The following is a 21,455-nucleotide window of genomic DNA, read 5'->3' as shown; positions in this document are numbered from 1 at the left end:
ACGCCGCCTCCACCGACGATCCGGCATGTTTCACAAAGCTGAAGAAAGAGGGACTCCCATGCGTCAGACAAAGGAAACCTCCGGCCTGGTGCTGGTGGTCGAAGACAACCGCAACATCTCCGAGATGATCGGGGAATACCTGGAAGGCCGCGGGTTCGAAGTGGACTACGCCCAGGACGGGCTGGACGGCTATCGTCTGGCGGCGGAAAACAGCTACGACGTGGTGGTGCTGGACCTGATGCTGCCGCGCCTGGACGGCATCGAAGTCTGCCGCCGTCTGCGCAACGACGCGCGCAAGTCGACGCCGGTGCTCATGTTGACCGCGCGCGATACGCTGGATGACAAGCTCACCGGTCTGGGCTTCGGCGCCGACGATTACCTGACCAAGCCGTTTGCGATCCAGGAGCTGGAAGCACGCCTGCGCGCGTTGATCCGGCGCGAGCGCCGCCAGGTGGGCTCGGAAGTGCTGAAGGTCGCCGATCTGGTGCTGGATCCGGTCAGCATGCGCGCCACGCGTGCGGGCACCGAGCTGCAGCTTTCGCCCATCGGCCTGCGCCTGCTCACCATCCTGATGCGCGAATCGCCGCGCGTGGTGACCCGCCAGGAAATCGAGCGCGAGATCTGGGGCAACGGGCTGCCGGATTCGGACACGCTGCGCAGCCACCTGTACAACCTGCGCAAGATCATCGACAAGCCGTTCGACCGTCCGCTGCTGCACACCGTGCAGAGCGCCGGCTACCGTATTGCCGATATCGCCCAGCCAATGAGCTGATGGGCACACCGCAGGCCGCACGATGACGCGGGCCTTCGTCGGCCCCGATGTACACGATGCCCCGGCACTTGTCGGGGCATCGTCTTTGCTTGCACGATGGAATAACGGCGCGCTTTCCTATAATCGCGGCGACCCGACCTGGACTTCGTAATGCCGCACGGTCTGCCGCGCAAGATCCGCATTGTCTTCATCCTGCAGGCCGTACTGGCCAGCCTGGCCATTCTGCTGGGCGCGTGGCTGGTGTCGCTGGTGATCAAGCACAGCCTGGTCAGCAGCGCGCTGAAGGAGGAGGCGGCCTACTTCTGGGAGCTGCACGCCGCTTCGCCCGCGCAGCCGCCGCCGAACACGCGCAACATCCGCGGCTACCTTCTGGAGACAGGGCAATCGGCGCTCAGCCTGCCCGGCAACCTGCGCACGCTGGCGCCTGGCTTTCACGAGTTGAAGGCCGACGACCAGCTGGTGCTGGTCGACGCACGCCCGGAAGGGCAGCTGTACCTGGTGTTCCTGCGTTCGCGCGCGGAAATGCTGGCGTTCTGGTTCGGGATCGTGCCGGTGCTGTTGACGCTGTTGGCGGTGTACGGGGCGTCGTGGATCACGTACCGCGCGTCGAAACGGCTGGTCTCACCGGTGAACTGGCTCGCGCGGCGGGTTTCGCGCTGGAACCCGGGACATCCGGAAGCATCGGACCTGGCACCGGACAAGCTGCCGGCCGACATGCAGGGCGAAACGCGGCAGCTGGCGGCGGCACTGCATTCGCTGGCCACGCGGGTCACCGCGCACGTGGCGCGCGAGCGCAACTTTACCCGTGATGCGAGCCATGAGCTGCGCACGCCGCTGACGGTGATCCGGGTGGCCAGCGACATGGCCCTGGGCGACCAGGACATGACCCCGCGGCTGCGCCGCGGCCTGCACCGTATCCAGCGCGCGGGCCGCGACATGGAGGCCGTGATCGATGCCTTCCTGATTCTCGCCCGCGAGGCGGACGTAGAGCCGCAGATCGAGCTGTTCGACGTCAACGAAATCGTGCGTTACGAGGTGGACAACGCGCGCGAGCTGATCGTCGGCCGGCCGGTGGAGATCCACCTGCACAGCGAGGCACCGGTGCACCTGCACGCCCCGCCCCGGGTGCTGCAGGTGGTGGTCAGCAACCTGCTGCGCAACGCGTGCAGCTACACCGATGAAGGCCGTATCGATGTGGACGTGCTGGACGACCGGGTGGTGGTGCGCGACACCGGCATCGGCATGTCGGCCGAAGCGTTGTCGCGGGCGTTCGAGCCGTTCTACCGCGCCGAACCCAGCCGCCCGCAGGGCACCGGCCTGGGCCTGTCGATCGTGCGCCGCCTGTGCGACCGCTTCGGCTGGAAGATCGCCCTGACCAGTGAGCCCGGCGTCGGCACCCAGGCCACCATCATCTATCGCTGAGGCATTGAGCGAACGGCGGTGGCGATTCGATTGCCTGCCCGCCACCCCTTCGACAGTTGGCCGCGGGCGGTAGGGTCGGTTCCCAAACGACTGCCGACTATGCTGATCGGCCCTTTGACGCATGACCTCGAACAACGTGCGCTGTTACCGCTTTTCCGTTGCACCACACTGCACCTTGCTTGCCAATGCCTTCCGCCAGATCGCATACCCTTCCGGCTTCATATGCAGCATGTCCTCGCGGAACAACGCCGCGCGCGGCTGCCCATCCGCGCCCAGCATCGGGGTGTAGATGTCGGTGTAACCGGTGTTGGGCAGCTTCGCCAAGGCCCGCTGGATCAGTCCATTTGCTTCCTGCACGGCCGGCAGCAGCTGCGCGCGCGACGGGCTGGGCTTGATCGAGATGACCTCGACGGTGGTCTTCGGCAGGTCGCGGTGCACGCGCTGCACGAATGCCACGACGTCGTCGCGGACCTGGATGGGCGTGCGACCGCTGTTGAGGTCGTTGTCGCCGGCGTAGAAGAAGACTTTGCAGGGCGCGTACGGGATCACGATCTGGTCGGCGTACCAGGTGCTGTCGCGCACTTCGGAGCCGCCGAAGCCACGGTTGAAGACCTTCTGGCCGGGGAAGTCGGCCGCCAGGGTGTCCCACATCCGGATCGAGGAACTGCCGATGAACTCGATGCCGCCGCGCGGGGGCGGGGTGGTGGCGTCGGCCCTGGCGAAGGCGGCCATGTCGCCGGCCCAGGCCACGTTGGAAACCTGTTCGGGGATCTGCGGCGGGGCCGGCACCGGGGCAGGCTTCAGGGCCAGGGCGGGCAGGCTGGCGGTCATGGCCAGGGCGAGCAGCAGGGGGCGGGCGAAACGCTGGGACATGCAGGACTCCTGTAGTGCGTCCGGCCATTCTAGGCGCGCGGATGGCATCCGGCGCCGCCTGGGCCGGCCAACGGCCGGCGCTACCAGCCGTCAGGCACCGGTTCAACCGGGAGGTACCCCCCTTCCTTGTGGCAAAATGTCGGATTCTTCGCCTTCCGTCGCGCCGCCCATGACCCCTTGTCGTGCCCCGCACCTGCCGTGCTGCCTCGCTTTCCGTCGTGGGGTGACGCTGCGTGGCGGATGAAATCGGGCACATGCCGCGCGGCCCCAAGCGCATCTTCAAGGCGGCGGTGTGGTCCTGGCAGGGCCTGCGGGCCGCCTGGCTGCACGAATCCTCGTTCCGCCTGGAGGTCTACCTGCTGGTGGTGCTGGCACCCGTGGCGCTCTGGCTGGGCCAGTCCCCGGTCGAGCGCGCGCTGATGATCGGCTCAATGCTGCTGGTACTGGCCATGGAGCTGGCCAATTCGGCGATTGAAGCGGTGATCGAGCGCTACGGCGCCGAATTCCATGAGCTGGCCGGCCGTGCCAAGGACATGGGGTCGGCGGCGGTGTTCGTGCTGATGATGAATGTTCTGCTGTGCTGGGGCCTGGTCCTGGCGCCGCGCGTGCTCTGAAGCGCCTCACGTTTGTTTTCCCCCCTTTGTAAGGATCCAGGTCCATGTTTCTTGAGCTGCTGTCCGACCCGAATGTCTGGTTGACCCTGTTGACCCTGAGCGCACTGGAGATCGTGCTCGGCATCGACAACCTGGTGTTCATCTCCATCGCCGTGAGCAAGCTGCCCGAAGCGCGCCGTCCGTTCGCGCGCAAGCTCGGCATCGCGGTGGCGTGCATCACCCGCATCCTGCTGCTGGTGTCGCTGGCTTACCTGGCGCACATGCAGGCCAACCTGTTCACCGTGGCCGGCATGGGCATCTCCATCCGCGACCTGGTGCTGATCGTGGGTGGCCTGTTCCTGATCATCAAGGGCGGCATGGAAATCCGCGAGCTGATCACCGGCGGCGAAGATGAAGACCCCACCACCACCAAGGCCTCGGCCGTGTTCGGCATGGTGATCGCGCAGATCGCCATCATCGACATCGTGTTCTCGCTGGATTCGGTCATCACCGCGGTCGGCATTGCCGAGCACGTGCCGGTGATGGTCGCGGCGATCCTGCTGTCGGTGGCGGTCATGCTGCTGGCGGCCAACCCGCTGGGCCGCTTCATTGACGCCAACCCGACCGTGAAGATGCTGGCCCTGGCCTTCATCCTGCTGATCGGCGCGGTGCTGATCCTGGACGGCCTGGACGTGCACGTGCCCAAGCCCTACATCTACGCCGCCATGGGCTTCTCGGTGCTGGTGGAGTGGCTGAACCTGCTGATGCGCCGCCGGGCGCTGGCGCACCACGTGCCCGGTGCCGGCAACTGGTGATGACGGGGTATTAACCCCTATTCATGGCATGCTCCGGCTCCCGACCATCCCGCTCCGGAGCCGGACATGCGTACGTCCCGATTGATCCTGCTGGCCTTGCTGGCCAGCCTGTTGTCTGGGTGCGGCTACAACGCGATCCAGCAGAAGGATGAACAGGTCAAGGCAGGCTGGGCCGAGGTGCTCAACCAGTACAAGCGCCGTGCCGATCTGATCCCCAACCTGGTGCAGACCGTGGAAGGCTATGCCAACCAGGAACGCCAGGTGCTGACCGATGTGACCAACGCGCGCGCGCGCGTGGGCCAGGTCAACGTCAATGCCGATGATGCCGAATCGCTCAGGCAGTTCCAGCAGGCCCAGGGCGAGCTGAGCGGTGCGTTGTCGCGGCTGCTGGTGGTGACCGAGAACTACCCGAACCTGAAGTCCGACCAGGGATTCCGCGACCTGCAGGCGCAGCTGGAAGGCACCGAGAACCGCATCACCGTGGCGCGCGGCCGTTACATCCAGCAGGTGCAGGACTACAACACCTACGTTCGCTCCTTCCCGCAGCTGATCACCGCCAAGATCTTCGGCTACAAGGAAAAGCCGAACTTCACGGTGGAGAACGAAGCGCAGATCTCGCAGCCGCCGGCGGTGAAGTTCGGTTCGCAGGCCCCGGCTCCTGCGCCCGCGTCGCCGCCGCAGCAGGCCCCGGCGCCGGCCCGGTAAGGCGGTGAATACCCGCCTGCTGCTGCGCGTGCTGGTGCTGCTGTGCCTGTGCCTGGCCCTGCCTGCGTGGGCACAGACCGACGCGGCGATTCCGCCGATGACCTCGCCGGTGGTGGACACCACCGGCACCCTGGATGCCGCGCAGAAGCAGGCGCTGGAAGCCCAGGCGCTGGCGTTGCAGCAGCGCAAGGGCAGCCAGCTGCAGATCCTTATGGTGCCCACGACCCAGCCGGAAACCATCGAACAGTACGCGGTGCGCGTGTTCGAGCAGTGGAAGATCGGGCGCAAGGGCGTCGACGATGGCGTGCTGCTGGTGGTGGCCAAGGACGACAAACGGGTACGCATCGAAGCCGGTTACGGGCTGGAGGGAGCGATCCCTGATGCCATCGCCAACCGGGTCATCCAGGAATACCTGGCCCCCCGTTTCCGCACCGGCGATTACGCCGGCGGCCTGGCCGACGGCAGTGCGGCGCTGGTCAAACTCATCGATGGCGAGGTGCTGCCGGCACCGGTCAGTACCCACCGCGACGCCCGCGGCAGCGGCGGCGATGGCTTCACGATGGCATTGGTGATCGGCTTCTTTGTCGGCACCTTTGCCCGCGCCCTGCTGGGCTGGCTGCCGCGTCCGGTGCGCGCGCTGCTGGGCGGTGGTGGCGCCGCGGTGGCCGCATTCCTGTTCACCTCCCTGTGGCTGGCCAGTGGCCTGGCGGGGCTGATCGGCCTCTTCGTGGGCTTCTCCTCCGGCCGGGTCGGCCGCTTCGCCCGCAACAGCGGGTGGGGCGGCGGCGGCTTCGGCGGCGGCTGGGGCGGCGGAGGCGGCGGTTTCGGCGGTGGCGGCTGGGGCGGTGGCGGTGGGCGATCCGGGGGCGGTGGCGCCTCGGGAGGGTGGTGATGCGCATCTGGCGCCATCTGTTCGCGCCCTCGCTGCGGCGGACCTTCCCGCCGGCCGCGCTGCAGGCCATCACCGACGCGATTGCCGCAGGCGAGCGTCGCCACGGCGGTCAGGTCATGTTCGCGGTGGAAGCCGACCTGCCGCTGACCGCGCTCTGGCAGCGGGTCACGCCCCGCCAGCGGGCCGAGCATGCCTTCGCCCAGTTGCGCACCTGGGATACCGAGAACAACAACGGCGTGCTGGTCTACCTGCTGCTGGCCGACCACGCCATTGAGCTGGTGGCCGACCGTGGCCTGCGCGGCAGGGTGGGTGAGGCGCAGTGGCAGGCGGTGTGCGCGCACATGCAGCAGCAACTGCGCGACGGCGCCCTGCAGGACGCGGTGCTGCTGGCCATCGGCGAGGTATCGGACATACTGGCCGGGCACTATCCGCCCGAAAGCGGGTCCAAGGATGACGCCCTGCCCAATACGCCGCAGTTCCTTGGTTGAGGTACGGCGGCGCTGGCCCGAGAATAGCCGCTTACCTGCAAGGCATTGCCCATGATCTATCTCCACGACATCGACCCCATCGCCATCTCGCTTGGGCCGGTCAAGGTGCACTGGTACGGCATCATGTACCTGCTCGGATTCACTGCGGCCTGGTGGCTGGGGCGCCGGCGCATCGCGGCGGGGCGCCTGCCGGGCGTGGATGCCAACGGCTTCTCCGACCTGCTGTTCTACGCCATGCTCGGCGTGGTGGTGGGTGGCCGTGTCGGGTACATGCTGTTCTACGCGCTGGGCGATTTCCTGCACAACCCGCTGCTGCTGTTCAAGGTATGGGACGGCGGCATGAGCTTCCACGGTGGCCTGCTCGGCGTGCTGGCCGCGTCGTGGTACTGGTCGCGCAAGCACCGGCTGCACCTGGGCGACACGATCGACTTCATGGCGCCGCTGGTGCCGCTGGGCCTGGGCTTCGGCCGCATCGGCAACTTCATCGGCGCCGAGTTGTGGGGCAAGTACACCGACGGCACGTGGGGCGTGGTGTTCCCTTCCGGCCTGCCGGCTCCGCTGAACCAGCTGGACATGCCAGCGCTGCGCGAGCAGTTCGCCACCGGCGCGCTCAACCCGTACGCCCGCCACCCCTCGCAGCTGTATGAAGCGCTGCTGGAAGGGCTGGTGATGTTCGTGGTGCTGTGGGCAGTGTCGGCCACGCCGCGCCACCGCTACCTGGTGTCGGGCCTGTTCGCACTGATGTACGGCGTGTTCCGCTTCGCGGTGGAATTCGTGCGCATGCCTGACAACGGCGTGTACCTGGCGTTTGACTGGTTCACCCGCGGCCAGCTGCTGAGCCTGCCGCTGGTGGCGCTGGGCCTGGTGCTGCTGGCCCTGTCGCGCCGCGCGCCGGTTCTGCAGCCGATGCCGCCGGTCACCCCCGCGACCGCCGGGAGCAAGGCATGAAAGCCTACCTGGACCTGCTCGAGCATGTGCTCGAACACGGCACGGAAAAGTCGGACCGCACCGGCACCGGCACGCGCAGCGTGTTCGGCTGGCAGATGCGTTTCAACCTCAACGACGGTTTTCCGCTGGTCACCACCAAGAAGCTGCACCTGCGCTCGATCATCCATGAGCTGCTGTGGTTCCTGAAGGGCGACACCAACATCGGCTACCTGCAGGACAACCAAGTGCGGATCTGGGACGAGTGGGCCGACGGCAACGGCGACCTCGGTCCGGTCTACGGCAAGCAGTGGCGCAGCTGGGCCACTGCCGATGGCGGCAGCATCGACCAGATGCAGTGGCTGGTGGACGAGATCAAGCGCAACCCCGATTCACGCCGGCTGGTGGTGAGCGCCTGGAACGTGGGCGAGCTCTCGCAGATGGCGTTGATGCCCTGCCACAACCTGTTCCAGTTCTACGTGGTGGACGGCAAGCTGAGCTGCCAGCTGTACCAGCGCAGCGGCGACATCTTCCTCGGCGTGCCGTTCAACATCGCCAGCTACGCGCTGCTGACCCACATGGTGGCGCAGGCCACCGGGCTGGGCGTGGGCGATTTCGTGCACACGCTGGGCGATGCGCACCTGTATTCCAACCACTACGAACAGGCCCGCGAGCAGCTGGCGCGCGAACCGCGGGCACTTCCGACGCTGTGGCTGAATCCGGAGGTGACCGATCTGTTCGGTTTCAAGTTCGAGGACATCCGCATCGACGGCTACCACCCGCACCCGGCGATCAAGGCGCCGGTGGCGGTATGAGGCGGGCGCTTCGGGTCGCACTGCTGATGCTGTTGCCGGCGGCCGCTCAGGCCGCCGCGCCGTCGGAACCGTTGGCCGCGCAGGTCAACGCGCAGATCGTGCAGCGCCAGGTCAACGAAGGCGTGGCGGCGATGGCCGGTGCGTCCGGCGTGGGCATGATGCCGAGCGACCTTCCGGCGGCCTGTGAGCCGGGCATGCGCAGCGCCGTGGCGGGCATGTCCGGCGCGCTGGTGCGCTTCATGCAGGGCGCCTTCAATGATCCGGCCTACCAGCGCACATTCGAGCAGCAGCTGGCCCAGGCGTACTCGCCGGCGCAGCTGCAGGCGTTCCTGGACCGTGCGGCGGCTGGAGATCTCAGCTCGTTGAGCACCGAGGTAATGTCCGCACCGGGACTGCAGGCCACCCAGGACGCGCATCTGGCCCGGCTTACCGAGCAGGCTGACCAGGCCATGGAAGCCGACCCGAGCCTGCAGAGGGCGTTGGTCGATGTGCGCGCCGCGCAGGATCGCTGCGACGAGATGCGCATGGAGGCGGACGAATCATGAAACTCTCGCTGATCGTCGCGCTCGACCACGACCATGGCATTGGCCATGCCAATCAGCTGCCCTGGCAGCTGCCGGACGACCTCAGGCGTTTCAAGGCACTGACGATCGGCAAGCCGATCCTGATGGGGCGCAAGACCGCGCAGTCGCTGGGCCGCGCGTTGCCGGGTCGCCCGAACCTGGTGCTGACCCGCTCGGGCCAGGTGCCGTTCGACGGCATGCAGGCGGTAGGCAGCATGGACGAGGCACTGCAGTTCGCGGCCGATGCCGGCGCGGACGAACTGTGCGTGATCGGCGGCGGCGAGATCTACCGCCTCGCCATGGCGCAGGCCACCGACCTGCACCTGACCTGGGTGGATACCCGCGTCCAGGCCGACACCCATTTCCCGCCGGTCGATCCGCAGCTGTGGGTTGAAACGGCGCGCGAGCACCACGCTGCGGATGCGCGCCATGCATTCGCGTTCGATTTCGTGGATTACACGCGGAAGGCGTAACGTCAAACCCACCGCCGCCAGCCTTTGACAGTTGGCAGGTCGCCGTGGAAAAAGCGAAGCGCACGATGCGGGTAGGGTCGGTTCCCAAACGACTGCCGTGAACAGATCAACGCGCGGTAACGCATGGAAATGATCGAACCGCTGTTGATTTCCCTTGGCCCCCGCCGGCCCACTGCAGATACGTTCGCAGGCCAAGGCTTTGGCTTTTGGCGCAGAGCAACGGCGTACCGACCAACGGTCGGTACCTACCAACATGGAAGAGACGCGCTAAGCGGCAGTCGGGGTACCGTCGCCCGCATTCCCGGCCGGCTCACGCGAACGACGCGGCTGCTGCTGTTGATTCTGGCGCTGCCCACGCGGCGGCCGGCCATTGCCGTTGTTGCCCGGATTACCTTCGCCGGCCGGACGCCGTGCCGGCGGACGCGGCGGCGCAACCGGCTTGGGTACATCACGGCCGGGTACCTGCACCACGCGCAGTTCTTCGGTATCCAGCTGCAGTGCGGTGAGCTTGCCGCCCCACACCGCGCCGGTATCGATTGCGTGCACGCCCTGGGTGATCGTCAGGCCCAGCGCCGACCAGTGGCCGCACACGATCTTCAGATCGCGCTCGACCCGGCCCGGCACCTCGAACCAGGGGTAGAGCCCCTGTTCCTGGGTGCCCGGCGTGCCCTTGTCCTCGATCCCGATCCGCCCTCGCGGCGTGCAGTAGCGCATGCGCGTAAGCAGGTTGATGATCGCCCGCGACCGGTCGTACCCGGCCAGACCCGGCGACCAGCCGGGCTTGTCGCCGTACATGTTGCGGAACAGCTTGCGGTAGCCGCTGCCGTGCAGCTGCACCTCCACCTCGCGTGCGTGCTTCTCGGCCAGCTGTGTGGTCCACTTCGGGGCCAGGCCCGCGTGCACCATCATCCAGCCCAGCTCACGGTCCACGTGCACCAGCTTCTGCAGGCGCAGCCATTCCAGCAGCACGTCGCGGTCCTCGGCCTGCACGATCCGCAGCAGGTCCGGGTTGACCTTGCGCTGCTCTTCCTCGGTGCGTGCACCGACGGCCAGCAGCGACAGATCGTGATTGCCCAGCACCACCACGCTCTGCTCGCGCAGCGAATGCACCAGGCGCAGGGTTTCCAGCGACTGGCCGCCGCGGTTGACCAGGTCGCCACAGAACCACAGTCTGTCCACCGCCGGATCAAAGCGGATCTTCTCCAGCAGGCGCTGGGTAACGTCATAACAGCCCTGCAGGTCGCCGATGGCCCAGACACTCATGCGTGCGCCTCCATCAATGCAGCGTGCGCGGAATGGTCAACACGAACGGCGCGATCGGGGCGGCGAACTCGGTGCCGTCGTCGGCGACCATGTCGTAATGCCCCTGCATCGTGCCGTGTTCGGTTTCCAGCATGACACCGGAGGTGTAACGGAAGTCTTCACCCGGGCGCAGCCGCGGCTGCTCGCCGATCACGCCATCGCCGTCCACATGTTCTACCCGGCCGTTGCCGTCGGTGATCCGCCAGTGACGGGCCACCAGGCGCGCGGCCACGCGGCCGCGGTTGTGGATGCGGATTGTATAGGCGAAGGCAAAACGCCCGTCTTCGGGCGTGGACTGGTCATCAAGGAAGCGCGGGGCGACCTCGACCGAGATCGCATAGTTTGCGTCGTTCATGCGGGCAGTTTAGAGGGAGTTTCAATCTTCCGCGCGCGGCACGTTGGCCAACGCGATGAACTGCGCCACTTCCAGCTGCTCGGCGCGCGCATCACTGCGCACCCCGGCCGCATCGAACTGGTCTGGCGTCACCACCCCGTTCAGTGCGTTGCGCAGCGTCTTGCGGCGCTGGCCGAAGGCGGCACGGACCACATCCGCGAAGCGGCGACGGTCGATGATGCCCACCGTGTCGGGATCGCGCGGCACCAGCCGGACCACCGCCGAGTCGACCTTGGGTGGTGGCCGGAATGCGCCCGGCGGCACCACGAACAGCGAGGTCACCTTGCACCAGGCCTGCAGCATCACGCTCAGCCGGCCGTAGACCTTGCTGCCCGGCGCGGCGGCCATGCGGTCCACCACTTCCTTCTGGAGCATGAAGTGCATGTCGCGGATCACCGCTGCATGGTCCATCGCATGGAACAGGATCGGCGATGAGATGTTGTAGGGCAGGTTGCCCACCAGCCGGATCTGCCCGTCGCCGGCCAGCTCGGTGAAGTTCACCTGCAGCACGTCGCGGTGCACGATGGTGAGCTCACCCAGCGGCGCTGCGGCGGCCGTCAGCGGCGCGATCAGGTCCCGATCGAACTCGATCACGGTCAGGCGCGGGTGGCGGCGCAGCAGCGGCAGGGTGATGGCGCCCTGACCCGGTCCGATTTCGACCAGGCGATCGTCGTCCTTCGGGTTGACCGCCATGACGATCTTGTCGATGTAGCTGCGATCGGCCAGGAAGTGCTGGCCCAGCTGCTTTTTGGCCGGCGCGGTAAACCCGGCGGCCGAGGGGGAATGCGGGGAAGTCATGGCACCAGTGTACGTTGGCGCGCCAGCCGGGCACACCATTGCGTGGCTGCGAGCAGGCTGGACGGGTCGGCGATGCCCTGCCCAGCCAGATCCAGCGCGGTGCCGTGATCGACCGCCACGCGTGGGTAGGGCAGGCCCAGGGTGATGTTGACCGCCTGTTCGAAACCGCTGTACTTGAGCACTGGCAGGCCCTGGTCGTGGTACATCGCCAGCACGGTGTCGAACCCGGCCAGCTTCTGCGGCAGGAAGGCGGTGTCGGCCGGCAGCGGGCCGATCAGGTCCATGCCATCGGCGCGCAGCTGCTCCAGCAGCGGAATGATCACATCCAGTTCCTCGCGCCCCAGGTGCCCGTCCTCGCCCGCGTGCGGGTTCAGCCCCAGCACGGCGATCCGCGGTGCAGTGAGGCCGAAATCTCCCCGCAGCGCGCCGTGCACGATCCGCAGCGTCCGCGCCAGGCCATCCGCGCTGATCGCGTCGGCCACCGCGCGCAACGGCAGGTGGGTGGTGGCCAGTGCCACGCGGACGATATCGTTGGCCAGCATCATCACCACCTCCACCCCGGCCTGTTGGGCCAGCAGTTCGGTGGTGCCGCTGTAGGCGATGCCGCCCTGGTTGATGACCGCCTTGTGTACCGGCCCGGTTACCACCCCGTGCAGGTGGCCGTCCAGGCAGGCCTGGCCGGCCTGCAGCAGGGCGCCGATCACCGCGCCGGCGTTGGCCGGGTCGGCCCGACCGAAACATGCGGGGGTCGCATTGCGGACGTCCCGCAACGGCAGATCGCCCGGATGGCGGGCGATGGCGTCTTCAGGCAGCAGGTTCAGGGGCAGCGAAAGCGCCGCTGCGGCCGCCCGCAACGTGTCCGGGTCGGCGAAGGCCAGCAGCCGGCAATCGGTGCGCGGCTGCTGGACCAGGCGAACGCAGAGTTCGGGACCGATCCCGGCGGGCTCGCCCGGTACCAGAGCGAGCTGCGGGATCATCGCCGGTGCCTCAGGGCTTGGCCGGGGCCGGGGCGGCGGCCGGGATGCGCAGGTCCACGTAGGCTTCGCCGCGCAGTTCCTGCAGGTAGCGGTTGTACTCTTCTTCCAGCTTGCGGCGGCCGATCGTCTCGCGGATCTGCGCACGCTTGTTGTCGGTGCCCGAATCGGTCTGGCGGGTGGCGACGCGCTGCACGATGTGCCAGCCGGCGTCCGTGCGGAACGGCTGGCTGACGCCACCGTCGCTCAGGCCGGTAACCTGCTTGCCGAAGTCCGGACCGAATGCGTCGGCCGGGAACCAGCCCAGATCGCCGCCCTGGCCCTTGCTGTTGGTGTCCTCGGACGATGCCCTGGCTTCAGCCTCGAAGTCGGCGCCACCGGCGATCCGCGCACGGATCGAGTCGATCCTGGCCTTGGCGGTGGCATTGTCCTGCTGGTCATTGACCCGGATCAGGATGTGCCGGCCGTGGTACTCGGTGATGGTCTGGCCGGTGGCGGCGGCGCTGGCATCGCGCACCTCCACCAGCTTGAGCAGCTGGAAGCCGCTCGGGCCGCGCAGCGGGCCGACGACGTCACCGGCCTTCATGCCGGTCATCATCTGCGCGAACGCGCCCGGAATTTCATCCAGCGAACGCCAGCCCAGGTCGCCGCCTTCCAGCGCGTTGGGGCTGTCGGAGTAGCGGACAGCGGCCGCGTTGAAGTCCAGCTCACCCTTGTCCAGCAGGCTCTTCACCCCGTCGACCTTCTTCTGCCCGGTGGCGATCTGCTCGGCGGTGGCGCCTTCCGGCAGCGCGATCAGGATGTGGGCCAGGTGGTACTGGGTGCCCGCCGTCGCTTCCTGCTTCAGCGCGGCATCCACTTCACCCTCGCTGACGCTGATGCGGCTCTGGGCGAAACTCTGGCGCAGGCGCTGCACGGTGATTTCATCGCGGACCGAGTTGCGGAAATCGTTGAAATCCACGCCATCGCCGGCCAGGCGCTGGCGCAACGCGTCGAGGTTGGAGCCGTTCTGCTGGGCAATCGCGTTCAGGGCCTGGTTGAGCTCCTGGTCGCTGACCTTGATGCCGCTGCTTTCGGCACGCGTGACCTGCAGCTTGACCAGCACCAGTCGCTCCAGCACCTGGCGGCTGAGCACGTCGTCGGGCGGCAGCTGGCCTTCGCGCCCGGCGTACTGGGCCTTGATGTTCACGATGGCGCGGTCCAGCTCGCTCTGCAGCACGACATCCTCGTCGACGATGGCGGCGATGCGGTCCAGCGACTGGCTCTGCTGGGCCAGCACCTGAAGCGGGGCGGAGACGGTGCTGACCGCAATCAGGGAGGCGAGTAGGACGGGGAAGGTCTTGGTCATGGGATCAGATTGGGATCGTAGTCTTCGCGCGTGGGGGCGCCCGTGTTGGCGGGCGGCACGAGATAGAGGTCGTCTCGGTAGTAGCCGAGAATAGCACGGCGCAAAGTGCGGTCCGTGTTCTGGCCAATGGAGCTCAGGCCCTTGAGCACGAACTCGATCTGGAAGGAATTGTTCAGCTCGCCTTCGCGGTTGCGCACGTAGCGGCGGGCCAGGGCGCGTACCGCGAGGCAGCAGCTGTCCCACTGGACGCCGCCGATGATTTCCAGCGGCGCCTTGTCCTCGATGGAGTAGTAATAGCGCCCCACCAGGCTCCAGGTCTGGTTGATCGGGTACAGGAAGGACAGGTCCACCTGTTCCAGCAGGGTGCGTTCTTCCTTGGTCGCGGTCGCCGGTGCGGCCGTGTTGAGGCGGTGGCGGTAGGTCAGGTTGACGATGCCGTCGTTGGACATCAGGTAGCGCGCGCGCACGCTGGCCAGGTCCTCGCGCTTGTACTTCGGATCCCACTGATAGGTGGCACCCAGGTTCCAGCGGTCGTTGATGGCGTAATTGGCATCGGCGATCCAGGCCGACTTGCCCTGTTCCACCTGCGAGGTGGTGCCCGGCAGCGTCACCCGGGAATCGTCGAAGTACAGGATCTGACCGATGCTGCCGGAGAAGCGCTCGCGGCCGGTTTCCTGGTTGATGAAGCGGGTGCTCAGCGCCATCGTCAGCTGGTTGGCGTCGTTCTGGCGGTCCGCGCCGGTATAGCGGGAATCGCGGAACAGCTGGCCCCAGCTGAAGGTGAAGTCGCGGGTATCGAAGATCGGCAGGTCGCTCTGGTCGCGGTACGGCGTGCGCAGGTAGAACAGGCGCGGCTCCAGGGTGTGCAGGTACGAGGTGCCGCCGATGGTGGTCTCGCGGTCGAAGAACATGCCCGCGTCCAGGCTGGCGATCGGCACGCTGCGGTGCGGCGAGGTGTTGCCGCGCAGCTGGTCGGGGGTTGCCGTGGCCGGATCGATGCCCGCGTCGCGGAGTGCCTGCAGCCGCGTCTGGTCGGCCAGCCCGCGGTCCAGCTCGTAACCGGTGTAGCGATAGGCGAGGGTCGGGGTGACGTACCAGGAGGCACCGGCGAACGGGAAGGTCACATACGGTTTCACGTCCAGGCGCGAGCCGTTGTAATACGGCGTCACGGTGCCGCTGGGCGCGAAGTCGTCCTCGATGCCCAGCTTTCCGTCGACATCGTCATGGGTGAAATGCACCGCTTCGGCGTACACGCCCGCTTCCAGCCACGGCAGCAGCGGCTTGTCCCAGTTGACGAACAGGCGCGGCTGCCGGGAGTAGGGCAGCGACGCGTCGGTCAGCGTGTAGTCGGTGTTCTGCCAGTAATCGGCCATCAGCCCCGCGGTCCAGTTCTCGCCGGTTCCGTAGATGCCGACCTGGCTCTGCAGGCTGGAGGTGGTCACTCCCAGCAGCTTGCTGGAGAAGTCCTCGGTGTAGCGCTCGTCGCTGACCCAGGCGATGTTGGCGCGGGCCTGCCAGTTCGCGTCGATGTTGTGGTAACCCTGGTACTCGACCTGGCCGCGGTCGCGGTCGCGCAGCTTGTCATTGGGCAGGTAGGCGGTCTGCAGTTCGCCACGGCCGCCGTCGTACAGATAGCGGAACTCGTTGTCGAGCATCAGGCCGCGCTTGCTCATGTAGCGCGGGGTCAGGGTGTCGTCGTAGTTCGGCGCCAGGTTGAAGTAGATCGGCTGGGCGTAGTCGAAGCCATTGCGCCCGGACAGGCCCAGCTGCGGATACAGCAGGCCGGTCTGGCGGCGGTCATCGATCGGGAACTTGAAGTACGGCGCCCACAGCACCGGCACCTTGCCGATGCGCAGCACCGCATTGCGGGCGGTACCGAAGCCTTCGTCGTTGTCCACGTCGATCTGCGGTGCCGACAGCTTCCACACCGGCTGCGAGGGGTCGCAGGTGGTGTAGGTCGAGCGGTGCATCTGGCCCACCGAACCCTGCAGGTCGATCGAATCGGCGTCGCCATGGCCACGCCGGTCCACCAGCTGGTACTGGATGTCGCTGATCTTGTGGGTGTCCGATTCCTGGTTGCCTTCGGCGCGCTTGGCGGTCATCCGGATCGACGAATCCTGGTAGCGCACATTGCCTTCGGCGATGTAGTTGCCACTTTCGGTGTCGAAGCTCAGGTGGTCGGTGCCCAGGAACTGGTCGCCGCGCTTGAGCGCCACGTTGCCCTGGTACTGCGGCACGGTCGTGGTACCGGAGAGGGTATTGCCTTCGATATCGGTGGGTTGCTGGTCGCGGGTTTCGGCCGCGGCCTTGTCCGCCACGGGGGCGTCCTGGAAGGCGGGCAGGACATCGGCTACCGGGCACAGGCCCCAGTTCACCGGTTTGTCGTCGGCCATGGCCGGCAGGCAGATGGCGATGCTCAGGGGGAGAGGCAGCAGGCGGAGGGCTCGGCGCACGCGGGATTCGGATTCGGACGAAAACGGATCGTAGCTTGCCCCATCCCTTGCATAGGGGCAATGAAGGCCTGCTGCGGCCAAGGGTTCAGGTTCATCTCACAGCATCGCACCCACATGCGCCACGGAACATTCGGCCAGCGCCTGCAGGTCGTATCCGCCCTCCAGCATGGACACCATGCGGCCGCCACCATGGCGGCGGGCCAGGCTGCGCAGCTCGGCGGTGATCCAGGCGAAATCCTCGGTTTCCAGCATCAGGTCGGCCTGCGGATCGCGCAGATGGGCATCGAAGCCGGCCGAGACCAGCAGCAGCTGTGGGCGGAAATCGTCAATGGCCGGCAGCATTTCGTCGGCCCACGTGTTGCGGAAGCGGAAACTGCCGCTGCCCGGTGGCAGCAGGATGTTGAGCAGGTTGCCCGCGCCCCGGTCGCGGCGCAGGCCCGAGTTGGGGAACAACCCGGCCTGGTGGGTGCTGTAATAGGCCACGCGCGGGTCGGCCACGAAAATGTCCTGGGTGCCGTTGCCGTGGTGGACGTCGAAATCGACCACCGCGATCCGCTCCAGCCCATAGCGATCGCGCGCGTACGCGGCTGCAACGGCAATGTTGTTGAAGAGGCAGAACCCCATCGCCGTGGTCGCGGTGGCGTGGTGGCCGGGCGGGCGCACCGCGCAGAACGCAACCGGATCCCCGCCCAGCATCACCGCATCCACCGCAGCCACGCCGGCACCGGCGGCATGCAGCGCGGCGCTGGCCGAACCGGGCGAGGTCATCGTGTCCATGTCGATCAGCCGCAGGGCCTCAGTCTGTGGCGCCAGCACCAGGTCGATCAGCGCGCTGTCGTGCACACGCGCCAGTTCGCCGAACTTTGCCGGCGGCGCCTGGCGCCAGTCCAGCTGGTCCGGGTAGGCGGACCGCAGCGCGTCGAGCACCACCTGCAGGCGCTCGGGACATTCGGGGTGGCCGCGGCCGGGATCGTGTTGCAGACAGGCGGGATGGGTGAAAACCAGCATGCGGACAGGGTTCCGGGGCGGTAGGACGGCTCAGCCGTGGCGGCGGGTGTGCTGCCAGAGGACCTCGCCGTGGCCATCGGCGCGGGCGAGCACGCGGGCCAGCACGAACAGCAGGTCCGACAGCCGGTTGAGGTAATGCAGGGCTTCGGCGCGCACCGGTTCCTGGCGGGCCAGGGTGACCGTTTCGCGCTCGGCGCGGCGCACGATCGTGCGGGCCAGGTGGCAGCGTGCGGCGGCTTCGCCGCCACCGGGAAGGATGAATTCCTTCAACGCGGGCAAGCCGGCGTTGTAGTGATCCAGGTGGTGTTCCAGCGCCTGGACGTCGCCCGCCTGGATTGCCGCATGGCCGGGAATGCACAGCTCGCCGCCCAGGTCGAACAGCTGGTGCTGCACCGTGGTGAGCAGAGCACGCACGTCATCGGGCAGCCCGACCGCCAGCAGCACGCCGAGCGCCGAGTTGGCCTCGTCCACGCTGCCGAAGGCGTTGACCCGCGCCGCATCCTTGGCCACCCGGCTGCCGTCGCCGAGGCCGGTGCTGCCGTCATCGCCGGTGCGGGTGTAGATGCGCGACAGCCTGTTGCCCATGCGCGCCGGGCTCAGCGCAGCGCGTCGCGACGGGCGTGCAGCAGCTTGACGACCTGTTCGGTGGCCAGCTGCAGCGCGGCTGCCAGACCGACGTAGACGGCCACGGTACGCAAATAAGGCAGGAACCAGTCCGCGTAGTTGCGGGCCCAGCCCTGCACGGTGGGGGCCGCGACCACGTCACTGGTCCAGTAGAAGCCGCTCTGCGCGAACAGGTGGCACACCGCCACTGCGGCCAGCAGCAGGGCGGATCCCTTGGCCAGTGCGGCCCAGTCCGCGCTGCGGTAGCCCTGGCGCAGCAGCGCGCCGCCGGCCCACATCGCGAAGTAGGCGGGCACCAGCAGTGCGGTACCCGGCGAGACGCAGTAGTGCTGCCAGTAGCCGATGCCGCTGGCGCGGATCACCAGCACGTCGATCACGATGGCCAGCACCATCAGCAGCGGAAAGGCCCAGCGCGTCCAGCTGCGCAGGTGGAAGCCGGCAATGAAGAACACCGCCCAGGACGCGTCGGGGATCGCCGCGAAGTGGTTGACCCGGGTTGCCGCCATCAGCAGCACGAGCACGAACAGGATGAAGGCGCGTTGGGCAGTGGAGGTCATGGGGGCGGGGGTCGGGAGTCCAGCGTTCATTCTAGCGCCTGCCGCCACGGGGCGTAGCCGGGCCGCACGCACTATCATGGGCGGCATGAGTAAACGTCATGACGTAGTGATCGTGGGCGGCGGCCTGGTCGGCGCCAGCCTGGCCATTGCCCTGGACCGGGCCGGCCGCGATGTCGGGCTGGTCGAGATCGCGCCGGCCGGCATGCTGCCGCCAGTGTTCGACCAGCGCAACCTCAGTTTTGCTGCCGCCACGGTCAACGCTCTCACCACCTTGGGGGTGATGCCGCTGCTGGGCGCGGCGGTGGGCCCGATCACCCGCATCCACGTCAGCCGCGCCGGCGATTTCGGCCGGGTCCAGATGGAGGCCGCGCAGTACGATCGGCCCTGGTTCGGCCAGGTCGTGGTGGCGCGCGATTTTGGCCAGGCACTGGAAACCCGGCTGCAGGGCCTGCACCACCTGACCCGCTACCGGCCGGCCCGTTTCGTGCGGCTGGGCGCCACGATCGATGGCTGCCGCGAAGTGGTGATCGCCGATGATGGTGGTGAGCGCAGCCTGCTGGCGCGGCTGGTGGTCGGCGCCGATGGCACCCGCAGCGGCGTGCGCGACGCACTGGGCATCGGCGTGGATGAACATGATTTCCAGCAGACCCTGTTCGTAGCCCGCGTCCGCCCGGCGCGCGCGCCGGACGGCACCGCGTTCGAACGCTTTACCGATACCGGCCCGACCGCCTTGCTTCCGCGGGGCGACCGCCACTACGGAGCGGTACACGGCGTGGCCCGCGACCAGGCCGAAGCGGTGCTGGCACTGGACGACGCGGCGTGGCTGGCGCGGCTGCAGCAGGCCATCGGCTGGCGTGCGGGGCGCCTGCTGGAAAGCGGCCCGCGCAGCGCCTACCCGCTGGTGCAGGTGCTGGCGCAGCAAGTGGTGGGTGAGCGCGCGGTGCTGCTGGGCAATGCAGCGCAGACCATCCATCCGCTGGGCGCGCAGGGCTTCAACCTGGGCCTGCGCGATGCGCTGACCCTGGCCGAACTGATCGAAACGGCCGACGACGTCGGCAGCGATGCACTGCTGCAGGCGCATGTCGCGCGCCGGGACGAGGATCGCCGCCAGACCATCGCGTTCTCCGGTGGGCTGGCGCGGCTGACCAGCAATCCGGCGCCGCTGATGCGCCCGCTGCGCAGCCTCGGGCTGCTTGCGGCGCAGGCCACCTCGATGCAGTCGATGCTGGTCGGCGGCGCGATGGGCTTCCGCGGCGAGGTCCCGGCGCTGTGCCGTGGAGCCGGCGCATGAGCCGGCGTGCGCGGGATGTGATCGTGGTGGGCGGCGGCGTGGTCGGCGCCGCGTGCGCGTTGGCGCTGGCCGAGGCTGGGCTGCAGGTCACCCTGGTCGAAGGGCGCGAGCCGCCGGCGTGGCAGCCGCAGCAGCCGGACCTGCGGGTGTATGCCTTCGCCCCGGACAATGCGCAGCTGCTGCGCACGCTCGGGGTGTGGCCGGCGGTGCTGGCCGCGCGGGCCTGCGCGTACCGGCGCATGCGGGTCTGGGACGCGGCTGGCGGCGAGGAACTGCAGTTCGACGCAGACCGCCTGGGCCGTGAGCAGCTGGGCTGGATCGTAGAGAACGATCTGCTGGTGGACCGGCTGTGGGCGGCCCTGCCGGCGGCGGGTGTGCAGCTGTGCTGCCCGGCGCGGGTTGACGCGCTGGAACAGGATGCCGACGGCGTGCGCGTGCGGCTGGAGGACGGACGCCGGCTGGACGCGGCGCTCGCCATCGCCGCCGACGGTGCGGACTCGACCCTGCGCGGCTTGGCCGGACTGCAGGTCAGCCGACAGGAGTACGGTCAGCGTGGCGTGGTCGCCTACATCGATACCGAGCAGGGCAACCAGGCCACCGCCTGGCAGCGCTTCCTGACGACCGGGCCGCTGGCGGTGCTGCCGGCGGGCACGCACCGCAGCTCCATTGTCTGGACGCTGCCCGATGCCGAGGCCGAGCGCGTGCTGGCACTGGACGAGGGGGCCTTCAACGCCGAAATTACCCGCGCCTTTGGCGCCCGGCTGGGCGCGATGACGCTGGCCTCGCGGCGCGCCGCCTTCCCGCTGCGCCGCCAGCTGGCCGGTGCTTACGTGGCCGGCCGTGTGCTGGCGCTGGGCGATGCCGCGCATGTGGTGCATCCGCTGGCCGGGCAGGGCGTGAACCTGGGCCTGCGCGATGTGGCGGCGCTGCATGCCACGGTGCTGCGTGCGCAACAGCGGCGGCAGGACTGGGCGTCGCCCGACCGCCTGCAGCGCTGGGCCCGCGAACGCCGCAGCGAGAACACGGTGTCGGCCTATGGCTTTGACGCAATCAACACCATTTTCTCCAACGACGAGATGCATTTGACCCTGGCGCGTGGTTGCGCGCTGGGCAGCGTGGGCCGGGTGCCGCCACTGGTGTCGGCCCTGTGGAAGCGCGCGGCGGGGTTGTAGGTCCAGGGGGATCGAAATCTGGAAGCGGGCCGGGCTGCCATTGCGCAGACTGCGGCGCGGCTGGCGCTGTCCGGCCCCGGCAGCACGCCGCGCGTCCCATCTTCCGGAACTCCCTATGGCACTTTCGCCCCTTGATCGTCCCCAGCCGCCTTCGTCGTCGCGCGCTCCCGAGTGCGCTCCGCGTGGTGGCTCCGGCGGG

23 protein-coding genes are annotated in these 21,455 nt (G+C 68.0%); 13 read left to right on the top strand and 10 right to left on the bottom strand.

The genetic code is table 11. The features are described from left to right. Positions 1–58: 58 nt before the first annotated feature. Positions 59–772: a response regulator transcription factor gene (locus ACGFZ3_RS08350; RefSeq protein ID WP_019182442.1), complete on the top strand. Its 714-nt coding sequence runs from the start codon at positions 59–61 to the stop codon at positions 770–772. A gap of 150 nt (positions 773–922) precedes the next feature. Further along, positions 923–2,194 (top strand): sensor histidine kinase, encoded by a 1,272-nt coding sequence (locus tag ACGFZ3_RS08345; RefSeq protein WP_392919079.1) that lies wholly within the window; start codon positions 923–925, stop codon positions 2,192–2,194. Between the two features lie 144 nt (positions 2,195–2,338). On the opposite strand, the gene ACGFZ3_RS08340 is transcribed toward ACGFZ3_RS08345, so the two are convergent. After that, the gene (locus ACGFZ3_RS08340) at positions 2,339–3,067 is read right to left on the bottom strand and encodes an SGNH/GDSL hydrolase family protein (RefSeq protein WP_392919077.1); all 729 of its coding nucleotides are present in this window, start codon (positions 3,065–3,067) and stop codon (positions 2,339–2,341) included. Positions 3,068–3,300: 233 nt separating this feature from the next. Between ACGFZ3_RS08340 and ACGFZ3_RS08335 the strand changes: the two genes are divergently transcribed. The 9 genes from ACGFZ3_RS08335 to ACGFZ3_RS08295 all read left to right on the top strand — a co-directional run bounded on the left by ACGFZ3_RS08335 (position 3,301) and on the right by ACGFZ3_RS08295 (position 9,335). Further along, a complete protein-coding gene (locus ACGFZ3_RS08335) occupies positions 3,301–3,681 on the top strand; it encodes a diacylglycerol kinase (RefSeq protein ID WP_392919074.1) in 381 nt (126 codons plus the stop codon). Positions 3,682–3,725: 44 nt separating this feature from the next. Continuing rightward, a complete protein-coding gene (locus ACGFZ3_RS08330; protein ID WP_392919071.1) occupies positions 3,726–4,475 on the top strand; it encodes a TerC family protein in 750 nt (249 codons plus the stop codon). Positions 4,476–4,541: 66 nt separating this feature from the next. Next, positions 4,542–5,180 (top strand): LemA family protein, encoded by a 639-nt coding sequence (locus ACGFZ3_RS08325; RefSeq protein WP_392919069.1) that lies wholly within the window; start codon positions 4,542–4,544, stop codon positions 5,178–5,180. 4 nt (positions 5,181–5,184) lie between these two features. Continuing rightward, entirely contained in the window at positions 5,185–6,072 is an 888-nt protein-coding gene (locus tag ACGFZ3_RS08320) for a TPM domain-containing protein (RefSeq protein ID WP_392919066.1), read from the top strand. After that, positions 6,072–6,560 carry a TPM domain-containing protein gene (locus tag ACGFZ3_RS08315; protein ID WP_392919063.1) on the top strand — a complete coding sequence of 163 codons (489 nt, stop codon included), beginning with the start codon at positions 6,072–6,074 and terminating at the stop codon, positions 6,558–6,560. Before ACGFZ3_RS08320 ends, ACGFZ3_RS08315 begins: the two co-directional genes overlap by 1 nt. 51 nt (positions 6,561–6,611) lie before the next feature. Next, positions 6,612–7,508, top strand: a complete 897-nt coding sequence (gene lgt, locus ACGFZ3_RS08310) for a prolipoprotein diacylglyceryl transferase (RefSeq protein WP_392919060.1) — start codon at positions 6,612–6,614, stop codon at positions 7,506–7,508. Continuing rightward, positions 7,505–8,299, top strand: coding sequence for a thymidylate synthase (locus ACGFZ3_RS08305; protein WP_392919058.1), 795 nt, complete (start codon positions 7,505–7,507; stop codon positions 8,297–8,299). Before lgt ends, ACGFZ3_RS08305 begins: the two co-directional genes overlap by 4 nt. Continuing rightward, on the top strand, positions 8,296–8,844 hold the full coding sequence (locus ACGFZ3_RS08300; RefSeq protein ID WP_392919056.1) for a hypothetical protein: 549 nt from the start codon (positions 8,296–8,298) through the stop codon (positions 8,842–8,844). The genes ACGFZ3_RS08305 and ACGFZ3_RS08300 overlap by 4 nt, the downstream gene beginning before the upstream one ends. Then, positions 8,841–9,335 (top strand): dihydrofolate reductase, encoded by a 495-nt coding sequence (locus ACGFZ3_RS08295; RefSeq protein ID WP_392919053.1) that lies wholly within the window; start codon positions 8,841–8,843, stop codon positions 9,333–9,335. The genes ACGFZ3_RS08300 and ACGFZ3_RS08295 overlap by 4 nt, the downstream gene beginning before the upstream one ends. 267 nt (positions 9,336–9,602) lie before the next feature. Here the strand turns inward: ACGFZ3_RS08295 and ACGFZ3_RS08290 are convergent, their stop codons facing one another. From ACGFZ3_RS08290 to ACGFZ3_RS08250, 9 genes are all read right to left on the bottom strand, one after another. Continuing rightward, entirely contained in the window at positions 9,603–10,598 is a 996-nt protein-coding gene (locus tag ACGFZ3_RS08290) for a symmetrical bis(5'-nucleosyl)-tetraphosphatase (RefSeq protein WP_392919051.1), read from the bottom strand. A 13-nt stretch (positions 10,599–10,611) separates the two neighbouring features. Continuing rightward, positions 10,612–10,992 (bottom strand): Co2+/Mg2+ efflux protein ApaG, encoded by a 381-nt coding sequence (apaG, locus tag ACGFZ3_RS08285; RefSeq protein WP_392919049.1) that lies wholly within the window; start codon positions 10,990–10,992, stop codon positions 10,612–10,614. 21 nt (positions 10,993–11,013) lie between these two features. Beyond that, positions 11,014–11,829, bottom strand: a complete 816-nt coding sequence (rsmA, locus tag ACGFZ3_RS08280; RefSeq protein ID WP_392919046.1) for a 16S rRNA (adenine(1518)-N(6)/adenine(1519)-N(6))-dimethyltransferase RsmA — start codon at positions 11,827–11,829, stop codon at positions 11,014–11,016. Continuing rightward, positions 11,826–12,806: a 4-hydroxythreonine-4-phosphate dehydrogenase PdxA gene (pdxA, locus tag ACGFZ3_RS08275; RefSeq protein ID WP_392919043.1), complete on the bottom strand. Its 981-nt coding sequence runs from the start codon at positions 12,804–12,806 to the stop codon at positions 11,826–11,828. Before pdxA ends, rsmA begins: the two co-directional genes overlap by 4 nt. A 10-nt stretch (positions 12,807–12,816) precedes the next feature. Continuing rightward, positions 12,817–14,151, bottom strand: a complete 1,335-nt coding sequence (locus ACGFZ3_RS08270; protein ID WP_392919040.1) for a peptidylprolyl isomerase — start codon at positions 14,149–14,151, stop codon at positions 12,817–12,819. Continuing rightward, positions 14,148–16,604, bottom strand: coding sequence for an LPS-assembly protein LptD (gene lptD, locus ACGFZ3_RS08265; RefSeq protein ID WP_392919037.1), 2,457 nt, complete (start codon positions 16,602–16,604; stop codon positions 14,148–14,150). Before lptD ends, ACGFZ3_RS08270 begins: the two co-directional genes overlap by 4 nt. Before the next feature lie 96 nt (positions 16,605–16,700). Further along, entirely contained in the window at positions 16,701–17,612 is a 912-nt protein-coding gene (locus ACGFZ3_RS08260) for a histone deacetylase family protein (protein WP_392919034.1), read from the bottom strand. A gap of 30 nt (positions 17,613–17,642) precedes the next feature. Then, the gene (locus ACGFZ3_RS08255; protein WP_392919031.1) at positions 17,643–18,197 is read right to left on the bottom strand and encodes a cob(I)yrinic acid a,c-diamide adenosyltransferase; all 555 of its coding nucleotides are present in this window, start codon (positions 18,195–18,197) and stop codon (positions 17,643–17,645) included. 11 nt (positions 18,198–18,208) lie between these two features. Continuing rightward, positions 18,209–18,793, bottom strand: coding sequence for a hypothetical protein (locus ACGFZ3_RS08250; RefSeq protein WP_392919927.1), 585 nt, complete (start codon positions 18,791–18,793; stop codon positions 18,209–18,211). A gap of 85 nt (positions 18,794–18,878) precedes the next feature. Between ACGFZ3_RS08250 and ubiH the strand changes: the two genes are divergently transcribed. Further along, entirely contained in the window at positions 18,879–20,084 is a 1,206-nt protein-coding gene (ubiH, locus tag ACGFZ3_RS08245) for a 2-octaprenyl-6-methoxyphenyl hydroxylase (protein WP_392919028.1), read from the top strand. After that, positions 20,081–21,256, top strand: a complete 1,176-nt coding sequence (locus ACGFZ3_RS08240) for a UbiH/UbiF family hydroxylase (RefSeq protein WP_392919026.1) — start codon at positions 20,081–20,083, stop codon at positions 21,254–21,256. Before ubiH ends, ACGFZ3_RS08240 begins: the two co-directional genes overlap by 4 nt. Positions 21,257–21,455: the final 199 nt, after the last annotated feature.

It is taken from the genome of Stenotrophomonas sp. NPDC047960, assembly GCF_043204395.1.
Classification (GTDB): domain Bacteria; phylum Pseudomonadota; class Gammaproteobacteria; order Xanthomonadales; family Xanthomonadaceae; genus Stenotrophomonas.
The sequence above is the reverse complement of the archived record's forward strand: the minus strand, read 5'-3'. Positions and strand labels throughout refer to the sequence as shown.

Coding starts and splice junctions, on each gene's coding strand:
- ACGFZ3_RS08350 (WP_019182442.1), top strand. CDS start 59: ATGCGTCAGACAAAGGAAACCTCCGGCCTGGTGCTGGTGGTCGAAGAC.
- ACGFZ3_RS08345 (WP_392919079.1), top strand. CDS start 923: ATGCCGCACGGTCTGCCGCGCAAGATCCGCATTGTCTTCATCCTGCAG.
- ACGFZ3_RS08340 (WP_392919077.1), bottom strand. CDS start 3,067: ATGTCCCAGCGTTTCGCCCGCCCCCTGCTGCTCGCCCTGGCCATGACC.
- ACGFZ3_RS08330 (WP_392919071.1), top strand. CDS start 3,726: ATGTTTCTTGAGCTGCTGTCCGACCCGAATGTCTGGTTGACCCTGTTG.
- ACGFZ3_RS08325 (WP_392919069.1), top strand. CDS start 4,542: ATGCGTACGTCCCGATTGATCCTGCTGGCCTTGCTGGCCAGCCTGTTG.
- ACGFZ3_RS08315 (WP_392919063.1), top strand. CDS start 6,072: ATGCGCATCTGGCGCCATCTGTTCGCGCCCTCGCTGCGGCGGACCTTC.
- lgt (WP_392919060.1), top strand. CDS start 6,612: ATGATCTATCTCCACGACATCGACCCCATCGCCATCTCGCTTGGGCCG.
- ACGFZ3_RS08305 (WP_392919058.1), top strand. CDS start 7,505: ATGAAAGCCTACCTGGACCTGCTCGAGCATGTGCTCGAACACGGCACG.
- ACGFZ3_RS08300 (WP_392919056.1), top strand. CDS start 8,296: ATGAGGCGGGCGCTTCGGGTCGCACTGCTGATGCTGTTGCCGGCGGCC.
- ACGFZ3_RS08295 (WP_392919053.1), top strand. CDS start 8,841: ATGAAACTCTCGCTGATCGTCGCGCTCGACCACGACCATGGCATTGGC.
- ACGFZ3_RS08290 (WP_392919051.1), bottom strand. CDS start 10,598: ATGAGTGTCTGGGCCATCGGCGACCTGCAGGGCTGTTATGACGTTACC.
- apaG (WP_392919049.1), bottom strand. CDS start 10,992: ATGAACGACGCAAACTATGCGATCTCGGTCGAGGTCGCCCCGCGCTTC.
- rsmA (WP_392919046.1), bottom strand. CDS start 11,829: ATGACTTCCCCGCATTCCCCCTCGGCCGCCGGGTTTACCGCGCCGGCC.
- pdxA (WP_392919043.1), bottom strand. CDS start 12,806: ATGATCCCGCAGCTCGCTCTGGTACCGGGCGAGCCCGCCGGGATCGGT.
- ACGFZ3_RS08270 (WP_392919040.1), bottom strand. CDS start 14,151: ATGACCAAGACCTTCCCCGTCCTACTCGCCTCCCTGATTGCGGTCAGC.
- ACGFZ3_RS08260 (WP_392919034.1), bottom strand. CDS start 17,612: ATGCTGGTTTTCACCCATCCCGCCTGTCTGCAACACGATCCCGGCCGC.
- ACGFZ3_RS08255 (WP_392919031.1), bottom strand. CDS start 18,197: ATGGGCAACAGGCTGTCGCGCATCTACACCCGCACCGGCGATGACGGC.
- ACGFZ3_RS08250 (WP_392919927.1), bottom strand. CDS start 18,793: ATGACCTCCACTGCCCAACGCGCCTTCATCCTGTTCGTGCTCGTGCTG.
- ubiH (WP_392919028.1), top strand. CDS start 18,879: ATGAGTAAACGTCATGACGTAGTGATCGTGGGCGGCGGCCTGGTCGGC.
- ACGFZ3_RS08240 (WP_392919026.1), top strand. CDS start 20,081: ATGAGCCGGCGTGCGCGGGATGTGATCGTGGTGGGCGGCGGCGTGGTC.